This window comes from Streptomyces sp. NPDC097619 (genome assembly GCF_040302735.1).
Lineage (GTDB): Bacteria > Actinomycetota > Actinomycetes > Streptomycetales > Streptomycetaceae > Streptomyces.
In genome coordinates this window covers 1-9,645 of the sequence record NZ_JBEOSD010000224.1, presented here as the reverse complement: position 1 = coordinate 9,645, position 9,645 = coordinate 1, and the positions used below count along the sequence as shown (strand labels likewise).

Sequence of the window (9,645 nt, the reverse complement as noted above, 5' to 3'; positions counted from 1 at the left end):
GTGGAATCGGCCCCGGCCGGCGTGGCTGGGGCCGCCCCCCGCCGGGGCCCCCCCCCGGGCGGGGGGGGGGGGGGCCACGCCGCGTGAGGGCTCAGACGCTCTCGGCGGCGAGGGATTCCTGACGGAACGCGCCGCCGTCCCAGTGCCACTTGAGGGTGGCGCGGCGGTCGGGGGCGTAGCGGGGGACCTCGGGCGAGGAGTAGCCGAGGAGGGTGGCGGTGACGGCCCCGGAGCGCAGGGTGAGGGCGGTCACGTTCTGCTGTCGGGCGGGGTCGAGCAGGGTGGCCACCACGCGCGGGGGGCGGTCGGCGCTGCCGGGGGTGCCGGTGATGACGTAGAGCCCGGAGGGCGGGGTCCCGGAGCCCGCGGCGCAGCGGACGGCGGCCACGGTCTCGGGGCGGCCGTCGCCGTCGAGGTCGCCCTCGGCGCGTGCCGTGACGGCGGTGTCGAGGCCGTGGCAGTCCATCGGGTAGGTGACGGCCTCGGGGTCGGGAGCGGTCGCCGCGGGAGCCACGGGGGTGCCGGCGGCCCCGGCGCGCGGGGTGCCCTCGGCCCGGTCCGGCTGGAGGAGGCCCGCGGCGGCGACCACGGCGGCGAGGGCGGCCGCGGTGGCGGCCCAGTGGTGCGCCCGGGCTCGGGTGTGGGCCTGGTCCGGGGCGGCGGGGGTCTGCACGCGGGCTCTCTCCTGGGGGCGCGGCCGGTCGGGACCGGCAGTGCTGAGGGGGTGCCGGCATCGTGTCACACCGGCCCGGGCGGGGGAACGGTCGGGTCCGCGGCGGAATCCGGCCGGGGCGGGTCCGGTCCCGGCGGGGCGCCCGCGGCCCGGTTCGGCGCACCCGGCCCCCAACAGCAGGGCGCCGTGCCGCGGTTCCCCCGGATCGGGGTGAACCACGGCACGGCGCCGTCGTGTTGTGCGGGGGCGGGTCAGCCGCGGCCGGAGCCGCCGGAGCCGCTGCCGGGGCCCTCGTAGTCCTCGCCGTAGGCGCCCTTCGCGGGGCGGCGGCGGCGGAGCGGGGGCTCGACCCCGTCGGCGAGCCGGCGGGCGGTGACGAGGAAGCCGGTGTGGCCGATCATCCGGTGGTCGGGGCGGACCGCGAGGCCCTCCACGTGCCAGTTCCGGATCATCGACTCCCAGGGCTGCGGCTCGGCGAAGCAGCCGATCTCGCGGATGGACTCGACGGTCTTCGACAGCTGGGTCGTGGTGGCCACGTAACAGCAGAGGATGCCGCCGGGCACGAGGGCCTTGGAGACGGCCTCCAGGCACTCCCAGGGGGCGAGCATGTCGAGGATGACGCGGTCGACGTCGGTGTCGGACAGGTTGTCCTGGAGGTCGCCCACGGTCAGCTGCCACGCGGGGTGCGGGCCGCCGAAGTAGCGCTCGACGTTCTCCTTCGCGATCTCCGCGAAGTCGGCCCTGCGCTCGTAGCTGTGGAGCATGCCCTGGTCACCGATGGCGCGCAGCAGGAAGCTGCTGAGCGAGCCGGAGCCCACGCCCGCCTCCACGACGCGGGCGCCGGGGAAGATGTCGGCGAAGGCCAGGATCTGGCCCGCGTCCTTGGGGTAGACCACGGCGGCGCCGCGGGGCATGGACAGGACGTAGTCGGGGAGCAGGGGTCGCAGCGCCAGGTAGGCGACGTTTCCCGTGGTACGGACAACACTGCCCTCGGGAGCGCCGATCAGCTCGTCGTGCGGGAAGGAACCCTTGTGGGTGTGGAAATTCTTCCCGGCTTCGAGCGTGAACGTGTAGTGGCGTCCCTTGGGGTCGGTGAGCTGGACCTGGTCCCCGACCTTGAAGGGCCCGCGTCGGCGGGCGGCACCGGTCGGTTCGGACATGTGACCAGTGTATGGGTCTCAGGACTGCGGCCGTGCCATGGCCCGGACGAAGGCCCTCTCGACGTCCTGTGCGGAGAGCACGCCGTAGATCTCGCCGGTGGCCTCGACCACCAGGTATTCGGTGGCGGGGGTGGTGCGGAGGGCGTCGAGGAGCTCCTCGCCGGAGAGGTCGGCGGAGACCCGCATGCCCTCGGTGAGGGGCTGGGCGAGGCTGCCGGTGTCGATCCAGGGCCTGCGGTGGCCGGGGACGGCGGCGATGGCGGTCTCGCGGACGAGGGCGGTGGGTTCGCCGTCGGCGTCGACGACGACCAGGGCGCGGGCACCGGCCTCGTCGGCCCGGCGGAGGGCCTCGGAGAGGGGGGTGGCGGGGGGCACCGGGACGGCGCGGCGGGTGAGGGTGCGGGCCCGGAGCCGGGGCAGGTGTTCGCGGAGGCGGGCCATGCGCAGGCTGTTGCCGGCGCCGGTCCAGATGATGCCCGCGAGGATGGCGGCGAGGAGGGCGTCGGTGACGGTGTCCATGCCGCCGAGGTCGGCGGCGTCGTTGCCGAGGATCTCGCTGCGGGTGAGCCAGGGCAGGCCGACGAGGACGGCGAGGGCGAGGGCCCGGCCGGTCCAGGCGGCGGCGACGGTGCCCGCCATGGGTTTGCCGGTGAGGCCCCAGACCACGGCGCGGAGCATGCGCCCGCCGTCGAGGGGGAGGCCGGGGAGCAGGTTGAAGGCGGCGACGATCAGGTTGGAGATCATCAGTCCGGCGAGCAGGACGCCGGGGATGGAGCCGTCGCGGGTGACGTGCATGCCGGCGTAGAAGATCCCGGCGAGGACGAGGGAGAGGAGCGGGCCGACGAAGGCGAGGACGAACTCGCGGCCCGGGGTCTCGGACTCCTTCTCGATCTCGGAGACGCCGCCGAAGAACTGGAGCCGGATCCGGCGCACGGGGAGTCGGTAGCGGAGCGCGGCGACGGTGTGGGCGAGCTCGTGGACGAGGACCGAGGCGTAGAAGGCCACGGCGAAGAAGAGGGCGACGAGGTAGCGGGCGGCGCCGAGGTCGGGCAGCACGGTTTCGAGGCGGTCGCCGAAGACCCAGGTGATGAGGGCCGCGACCAGGAACCAGCTCGGGGCCACGTACACGGGTACGCCGAAGGGCCGTCCCATGAGGAGCCCTGAGCCGGGCCGGGACTGCGGTCGTCCGTTCTCCCGGGCCTGGTCCGGCCCTCCCGGTGTGTCGGTGTCCGCCACTGGTGTCCTTCGGTCGCCTGGTGGGTGCTGCGGCGGGGCCGTGGTCGGCGGCCCCGTGTTCGGGGTGTACCTCGATCATGCAGTGCGAGGCTGGCTGTCGTCGATGGTATGCCGTGCTGTCGGCGGGGGGCCGTAGGGTTTTGTGTCATGACGACGATCCCCGGTCCGGACGGCGGCGGTGCCACCGCTCCCTCCTCGCTCTCCCCGTCGCGGGCGAGCGATTTCATGCAGTGCCCGTTGCTCTACCGGTTCCGGGTGATCGACAAGCTGCCGGAGAAGCCGAGCGCGGCGGCGACCCGGGGGACGCTGGTGCACGCGGTGCTGGAGCGGCTCTTCGACCATCCGGCGGCGGAGCGGACGGCGCCGCGGGCGCGGTCGCTGGTGCCGGGGCAGTGGGACCGGCTGCTGGAGGCGAAGCCCGAGCTGGCGGAGCTGTTCGCGCCGGAGGCCGGGGGGCCGGGGCTGGCGGAGTGGCTGGCGGAGGCCGAGTCGCTGGTGGAGCGGTGGTTCACCTTGGAGGACCCGCAGCGGCTGGAGCCGGTGGAGCGGGAGTTCTTCGTGGAGACGGAGCTGGATTCGGGGCTGCGGCTGCGGGGGATCATCGACCGGGTGGACGTGGCGCCGACGGGCGAGGTGCGGATCGTCGACTACAAGACGGGCAAGGCTCCGCGACCGCAGTACGCGGAGGGCGCGCTGTTCCAGATGAAGTTCTACGCCCTGGTGGTGTGGCGGCTGAAGGGGGTGCTGCCGCGCCGGCTCCAGCTGGTGTACCTGGGCAGCGGGGACGTGCTCACCTACGACCCGGTCCCGGGGGACCTGGAGCGGGTGGAGCGGAAGCTGCTGGCGCTGTGGGAGGCGATCCGGGAGGCCACGGCCACGGGGGTGTGGCTGCCGCGGCAGACGAAGCTGTGCGGGTGGTGCGACCACCGGGAGGTGTGTCCGGAGTTCGGGGGCACTCCCCCGCCGTATCCGCTGCCCGTGACGGTGCCCGCGCCGGGCGGCGAGCCGGGCGCCGGGGGTGCGGAGCGCCCGCCGGGGGCCTGATCGGGGGCGCAGGGCAGAATGGGGCGTACTGGCGACATCCGCCCGACGAGGTGAGGTTTTCCGTGGCGATCCGTGTCCTCCTGGTCGACGACCAGCCGCTGCTGCGCACCGGTTTCCGGATGATCCTGGAAGCGGAACCGGATCTGGTGGTGGTGGGCGAGGCCGGGGACGGCCTGCAGGCCCTGGAGCGGGTGCGGGCGCTGCAGCCCGACGTGGTGCTGATGGACATCCGGATGCCGCGGATGGACGGGGTGGAGGCGACCCGTCAGATCACCGGTCCGGAGCGGAACGGTCCGGCGAAGGTGTTGGTGCTGACCACCTTCGACCTGGACGAGTACGTGGTGGAGGCGTTGCGGGCGGGGGCCAGCGGGTTCCTGTTGAAGGACGCCCCGGCGGTGGAGCTGGTGCAGGCGATCCGGGTGGTGGCGGGCGGCGAGGCGATGCTCGCGCCGAGCATCACGCGGCGGCTGCTGGACAAGTACGCGGGGCACCTGCCCTCGGGCGAGGAGCCGGTGCCGGACTCGCTGGGGACGCTGACGGAGCGGGAGGTCGAGGTGCTGAAGCTGGTGGCGCGGGGCCTGTCGAACGCCGAGATCGCGGCGGACCTGTTCGTGAGCGAGACCACGGTGAAGACGCACGTGGGGCACGTGCTGACGAAGCTGGGTCTGCGGGACCGGGTGCAGGCGGCGGTGTACGCGTACGAGAGCGGTCTGGTGCGTCCGGGCGCCCAGTAGCGAGCGGCGTGCCGGGCCCGTACGGGTGCCGGTGCCGGTGCGGCGGAGGGCCGGACCCGCGGGATGCGGGTGCCGGCCCTCCGGTGCGTGCGGGGGTGGTCAGCCCTTGCTGATCTCCCAGAAGCGGAAGACGGTGGAGGCGTCGAGGGACCACTGGAGTCCGGTGACGTTCTCGCGGGCGACGGCGTACTGCTTGCCCTGCCAGAGCGGGAGGATCGGCACCTCGTCGGCGACGATGTCCTGGATCCTGGCGTAGTCGGCGTTGGTGGTGGTGCGGTCCGAGGCGGCCGCGGTGCGGGGCAGGATGGTGCCGCTGACCGTGGCGTTGTCGTAGCGGTTGGCGAGGACGTTGTCCTTGCCGAAGAACGGTTGGGTGAAGTTGTCCGGGTCCGGGTAGTCGGGGACCCAGCCGCGGACGTAGACGCCGTACTTGCCGGCCTCCATGTCCTTCTCGTACTGCTCGAACTCGACGGACTTGACGTCGGCGCGGAACAGGCCGCTGGCGTTGAGCTGCTGGGCTATCGCCTTGAGCTCGGCGTCGGTGCCGGGGCCGAAGCGGGAGGGGGTGGACCACAGGGTGAGGGCGACCTTGTCGGTGATGCCCGCCTTGCGGAGGACCTGCTTGGCCTTGTCGGGCTGCGGGGTGCCGCCGTACCGGTCGAAGAAAGGGGTGGTGTGGCCGGTGATCCCGGACGGGATGATCGAGTACAGGGGGCTGGCGGTGCCCGCGTACACGTTCTGGACGAGGGCCTCGCGGTCGATGAGGTAGGCGACGGCCTTGCGGACCTCGACCTTCCCGGCGACGGGATCGTCCATGTTGAAGACGAGGTGCTGGACCTCGGCGCCGGTGCCCTGGACCACGTCGATCGGGGAGTCGGCGGTGCCGCTGCCGAGGTCGGCGATGTCCTGGGCGGCGAGGCCGCGGAAGGCGAAGTCGATCTCGCCCTTGTCCAGGGCCTGCTTGAGGGCGGCCTGGTCGTTGCGGAAGAACTTCATCGTCATGCCGGAGTTCTGCGGCTTGGCGGTGCCCTTGTAGGAGCCGTTGACGGCGAAGCGGGCGCTCTTGTCGTCGAGGGATTCCAGGGTGTAGACCCCGGAGCCCACGGCCTTGCCGTCGGTGCGGAGCTTGTCCGCGGGGTACTCGCGGTGGTCGACGATCGAGCCGGCACCCGCCGCGATCTTGCTGGGGAAGGTCGCGTCGGAGGTCTTGAGGCGGAAGACGACGTTCTTGTCGTCGGGGGTCTCGATGCTCTCGATGGAGGAGAGCAGGACCGCGGGGCCGTTCTCGTCGTTGATGCGGAGGGTGCGCTCGAAGGAGTACTTGACGTCCTTGGAGGTGAGGTCGTTGCCGTTGCTGAACTTCAGCCCGGACTTGAGGGTGCAGCGGAAGACCTTGCTGCCGTTGCCCTCGAAGGAGCACTCCTCGGCGGCGTCGGGCTCGGGGGCGGTGTCGCCCTTGGGGAAGCTGAGCAGGGTCTGGAAGACGTTGTTGAAGACGAGCCAGGAGCCGGCGTCGTAACCCGCGGCGGGGTCGGTGGCCGTCACCTTGTCGGACATTCCCATGACGACGGTGGAGCCGGAGGCGCCCGTGCCGCTGTCGTCGGAGCCGCAGCCGCTGAGCAGGGCTGCCGCGGTGACCGCGCCGAGGGGGGCCGCCAGCCACTGGTTACGTCTGTTCACGGGTTCGTGCCTCACTGTCTTGACTGTGTCGTGTCCGCCGGCCCGCGCCTTCCGCTGCCGGGTGCTACAGGTGTCAGCCGCTGACTCCGCGGCCGAGCTCCCAGAGCTGGAGGTCGGAGGTGGAGTTAACCGACCATTCCACTCCGGTGATCCCGTCGCGTGCGGCCACGTACTGCTTGGCCTGCCACAGGGGCAGGACCGGTACGTCCTCGGCGACGATGTCCTGGATCTCCCCGAAGGACTGGGCGGCGACGGTACGGTCCTGCGCGCGCCGCGATTCGGGGATCAGCTTGTTGCGGACCGTGCTGTTAGCGTACGGGGAGTTGAGGAAGTTGTCGGCTTCCAGGAACGGCCCGGTGAAGTTGTCCGCGTCGGGGAAGTCGGGGAACCAGCCGAGGCCGTAGACGGCGTACTGGCCCTTCTTCTGGGCGGGACGGAACTCGCTCCAGGGCGTGCCCTTGACGTCCACGTCGAACAGCTTGGTGGCGTTGAGCTGGGTCTTGAGGGCCTCGAACTCGGCGGCGGTGCCGTCGCCGTAGTGGTCCGTGGTGTAGTTCAGCGTGAGCTTGACGGGGGTGCGGACCCCGGCCTCGCGCAGCAGCTTGGCGGCGGTGGCGGGGTTGCTCTCGCCGTACTTGTTGAAGAACGAGTTGACGTGGCCGCCGACGCTGGAGGGCACCAGCGAGTAGAGGGGCTCCGCGGCGGTGCCGTACACCTGGCCGATGAGGGCGGTGCGGTCGACGGAGGCCGCGAGGGCCTGTCGGACGGCCTTCTCCTTGACGACCGGCGCCTCGGTGTCGAAGCCGAGGTAGCGGATCTCCAGGGCGGGCATCTGGACGAGCTTGACGCCCTCGGGGGCCCGGGTGGAGAGCTCCTTGACCTGGGCGGGCGAGAGGCTGCGGGACATCATGTGGATGTCGCCGTCCTCCAGGGCGCGGCCCATGGCGGTGGAGTCCGCGAAGGAGCGGAGCTCGACCTTGTCGTTCTTGGGCTTGATGTCGCCCTGGTAGTTCTCGTTCCGGGTGAAGACGGCGCGGACCAGGCGGTTGTCCTCCACCTCGGCCTTCATGGTGTACGGGCCGGAGCCGTCCACCTGGAAGCCGGCGCGGAGCTTCTCGGCCTCGTAGGTCTTGCTGTTGACGATGCCGGCGGCCGGGGTGGACAGCTTGTGGGGGAAGGTCGCGTCGGGGGTCTTCAGGTGGAAGACGACCGTGTCCTCGCCCTGGGTCTCGACGGTGTCGAGGGTGGAGAGCAGTCCGGCGGGGCCGTTGTCGTCGTTGATGGCGAGGACGCGGTCGATGGAGTACTTGACGTCCTCGGCGGTCAGCGCGTCGCCGTCGGAGAACTTCAGGCCGGGGCGGAGGGTGCAGCGGTAGCTCTCGTTGCCGGTGTCGGTGAAGCGGCAGTCGGAGGCCGCCTCGGGGACCGGGTCGCCGCCGCCGCGGGGTATGTGCATGAGCGTCTGCACGGTCTGGCGCAGGACGTTCCAGGCACCGGCGTCGTAGGCGTAGGCCGGGTCGAAGGGGGCGGGGGCGTAGTCCGCGGCCTCGAACCGGTCGGTGGTGCCGACGACGATGGCTCCGGATCCCGCGCCGCCTCCGGTGGCGGTGCCGCAGGCGGCGAGTGCGGGGGTGAGCAGTACGGCGGCAGCCGTGAGCACCAGGTTCTTGCGGTTCATCCTCGGAGTTCTCCCTCAACCGGCACTTTTCACAGCGTTGGATCGGGCACTGCGCGCGGGCGCCCGTTCGGGGCGGAAGGACGATCGGGCCGGGTTGTCAGACGATCGGTTCCCGGTGGCCGCGCACAGGGGTGTGTGCGTGGCCGCTCAGGTGCGGTGCGGTGCCTGCGACGACACTAGTGGGCCGGGGCGGGATGGCTGGAACTGGCCGGGCTTGGCACGTCATCGCACCGTGATGGGGGGATACCGGCTGCGTAGGCGCGACCCGGCAGGCGATTGGGGCAGGTGCTGATCAATACGGACACATGGGAAGGCCCCGGGGTGCGCGGGGGCACCGGCCGGGGCCACTGAGCGTGACCAAGGTCACCTCAGGATCGGGTCCTCTGGGGATGGAAATCCGCCCTGCGGGCTGATCCGTGCCGGTCCGGGGTGTTTTCCGGCCCGGTGCGGCGGGGGCGGTGGGTACGGAGCGTTACCAGTGGTTCGGCCGGGCTCCCGGGGTCAGTTGAGCCCGGTGATGAGGGAGCGCAGGAAGGCGAGGTCCACGTCCTCCAGGGAGGAGACCACGGTGCGGCCGGGGGCCGGGGCGATGGCGGCGACGGAGGGGACGGCGACCACGGGGCAGCCGGCGGCCTCGGCGGCGGCGACCCCGGTGACGGTGTCCTCGATGACGGCGCAGCGCGAGGGGTGCACGCCGAGGGTGCGGGCCGCGAGGAGGTAGGGGTCGGGGTGGGGCTTGGTGCGGGGCACCTCGTCGCCGGCGACGCTGATGGTGAACCGGTCGGGGCCGAGGGAGCGCATGACGCGGTCGATGACGGCCCGGTGCGAGGCGGAGACCAGGGCGGTGGGGACGTTGTGCCGGGCGAGTTCGGCCAGCAGGCGTTCGGCCCCGGGCATGAGGGGGACGTGGTCGGCGATCCGGGCCTCGAAGCGCTCGTTGAGGAGCACGGAGAGCTCGGCGAGGGAGATGCTCGCGCCGGTGGCCTCGATGAGGTAACCGCCGCTGCGGCTCATGGGGCCGCCGACCACGATGTCCTTCCAGGACTCGTCCAGGCGGTGGCCCAGCTCGGCGAAGACCGCCACTTCGGCCTCCCACCAGAAGCCCTCGGTGTCGACCAGGGTGCCGTCCATGTCGAGCAGCACGGCCTGCAGCTGGGAGCCGTCGGCCGCCCGCGGGAGGGGGGCGGGAACGGTGCTGGTCATACGGCACACCTCCGGTCGGGGGACGGACAGGCCGGCCGCCTCTCTCCCGCGGGGACATGACCCCGGGAAGCAGGCGACCGGCCTGGTGGGACCGACAAGTGTACGTCGTGATGGATCAGCGTGCGTTGAAATACTTCGCTTCGGGGTGGTGGATGACGATGGCGTCGGTGGACTGCTCGGGGTGGAGCTGGAACTCCTCGGAGAGGTGGACCCCGATCCGTTCCGGCCGGAGCAGGT

Annotated in this window: 7 protein-coding genes and 1 pseudogene; 2 read left to right on the top strand and 6 right to left on the bottom strand. The window is 72.1% G+C overall.

Annotated elements, in window-relative coordinates; translation table 11 throughout:
- Positions 1 to 91 precede the first annotated feature (91 nt).
- The 3 genes and pseudogenes from ABTZ17_RS34445 to ABTZ17_RS34435 all read right to left on the bottom strand — a co-directional run.
- Positions 92 to 673: a hypothetical protein gene (locus tag ABTZ17_RS34445; RefSeq protein WP_352199751.1), complete on the bottom strand. Its 582-nt coding sequence runs from the start codon at positions 671 to 673 to the stop codon at positions 92 to 94.
- A gap of 251 nt (positions 674 to 924) precedes the next feature.
- Positions 925 to 1,833, bottom strand: coding sequence for a tRNA (adenine-N1)-methyltransferase (locus tag ABTZ17_RS34440; protein WP_352199750.1), 909 nt, complete (start codon positions 1,831 to 1,833; stop codon positions 925 to 927).
- A gap of 18 nt (positions 1,834 to 1,851) precedes the next feature.
- Positions 1,852 to 3,003: pseudogene (locus ABTZ17_RS34435) on the bottom strand (site-2 protease family protein); the annotation flags it as partial.
- A gap of 213 nt (positions 3,004 to 3,216) precedes the next feature.
- Between ABTZ17_RS34435 and ABTZ17_RS34430 the strand changes: the two are divergent.
- Both ABTZ17_RS34430 and ABTZ17_RS34425 read left to right on the top strand, forming a co-directional pair.
- Positions 3,217 to 4,113, top strand: coding sequence for a RecB family exonuclease (locus ABTZ17_RS34430; protein ID WP_352199748.1), 897 nt, complete (start codon positions 3,217 to 3,219; stop codon positions 4,111 to 4,113).
- Between the two features lie 62 nt (positions 4,114 to 4,175).
- A complete protein-coding gene (locus tag ABTZ17_RS34425) occupies positions 4,176 to 4,847 on the top strand; it encodes a response regulator (RefSeq protein ID WP_352199747.1) in 672 nt (223 codons plus the stop codon).
- 99 nt (positions 4,848 to 4,946) lie between these two features.
- Here the strand turns inward: ABTZ17_RS34425 and ABTZ17_RS34420 are convergent, their stop codons facing one another.
- The 3 genes from ABTZ17_RS34420 to ABTZ17_RS34410 all read right to left on the bottom strand — a co-directional run bounded on the left by ABTZ17_RS34420 (position 4,947) and on the right by ABTZ17_RS34410 (position 9,408).
- Positions 4,947 to 6,527 (bottom strand): ABC transporter substrate-binding protein, encoded by a 1,581-nt coding sequence (locus ABTZ17_RS34420; protein ID WP_352199746.1) that lies wholly within the window; start codon positions 6,525 to 6,527, stop codon positions 4,947 to 4,949.
- A 73-nt stretch (positions 6,528 to 6,600) separates the two neighbouring features.
- A complete protein-coding gene (locus ABTZ17_RS34415; protein ID WP_352199745.1) occupies positions 6,601 to 8,205 on the bottom strand; it encodes an ABC transporter substrate-binding protein in 1,605 nt (534 codons plus the stop codon).
- Positions 8,206 to 8,706: 501 nt separating this feature from the next.
- Positions 8,707 to 9,408, bottom strand: coding sequence for an HAD family hydrolase (locus tag ABTZ17_RS34410; protein WP_352199744.1), 702 nt, complete (start codon positions 9,406 to 9,408; stop codon positions 8,707 to 8,709).
- Between the last annotated feature and the right edge of the window lie 237 nt (positions 9,409 to 9,645).